The 1,160-nt window shown below is 74.3% G+C and carries 1 protein-coding gene; it reads left to right on the forward strand.

The annotated features are described in order from the left end of the window. On the forward strand, nt 1-1,090 hold a 1,090-nt coding region (locus ACWCO3_RS34725; RefSeq protein ID WP_450014254.1), incomplete at its 5' end, for an aminotransferase-like domain-containing protein. Nucleotides 1,091-1,160 lie beyond the last annotated feature (70 nt).

Raw genomic sequence — 1,160 nt, forward strand, 5'->3', positions numbered from 1 at the left:
CCCACCGCAACTGCTGGGTGCGGCCCGCGCCGCCGCCGAGGACCTGCCCCGTTACCTGGGCGGAGCCGGTTACCACCCGACCGGCATCATCGAGCTACGCGAGGCGGTGGCCGCCGGGTACACCGCTCGGGGGTTGCCCACGTCGGCCGACCAGATCATGGTCACCAGCGGCACGCAGCACGCCCTGGACCTGGTGCTGCGGCTCGCCCTGGCCCCGGGCGGCAGTGTGCTGGTCGAGTCCCCGACCTATCCCAACGCGCTCGCCGCGTTGGCCGGGCGACGGGCCCGGATCACCACCCACGGTCTGGCCGCCGACGCCGACGGCTGGGATTCCGACCTGCTGCTGGGCAGTCTCCGGCAGACCCGGCCCAAGCTGGCCTATCTGATTCCGGAGTTCCAGAACCCGACCGGGCACCTGATGCCCGCCGCGCTGCGGGAGCGGGTGGTGGCCGCCGCCCACGCGGTCGGCACCGACCTGGTCGTCGACGAGTCCTTCGTGGACCTGCCACTGGACGGCACCGAGCTGCCACCCCCGGTCGCCGTCTACGACCGGCACAGTCGCGTGATCAGCATCGGTGGGATGAGTAAGCCCTACTGGGGTGGTCTGCGGATCGGCTGGGTGCGCGCCGCGGCGCCGCAGGTGCAGCGGCTGGCCGCCGTCCGGGTCGGGGTGGACATGGCCAGCCCGGTGCTGGACCAACTGGTGGCGGTGCACCTGCTCGCCCACGCCGACACGATCGTCACCGACCGCCGCATCACGTTGGCCGCCCAACGCGACGCGCTGCTCGACGCGCTGGCGCAGCGGTTGCCGGACTGGCGGGTCACAGTGCCCCGAGGTGGCGTGACGCTCTGGGTCGAGTTGGACGGCCCCGTCTCCAGTGCGCTGGCCCGGGCCGCCGAGGAGGTCGGCGTACGACTGGCGCCCGGCCCCCGGTTCGGCCTGGACGGCACCCTGGAGCGGTTCCTGCGGCTGCCGTTCACCCTGCCCGCCGCGGACCTGGTGGAGGCTGTGGGGCGGATCGCCGCGGTCCGTTACGACCTGGACCGGGCCGGCCGTCAACGGTGGCGGGAGCCGGCGGTCATCGCCTGAGCTCTGCCGGCGAAGGCCGACCCCCGGCAGAGCGGCGACGACGAGCCGACGGCCCCGCACCCGGGCGGGC

The organism is Micromonospora sp. NPDC002411, from assembly GCF_053592955.1.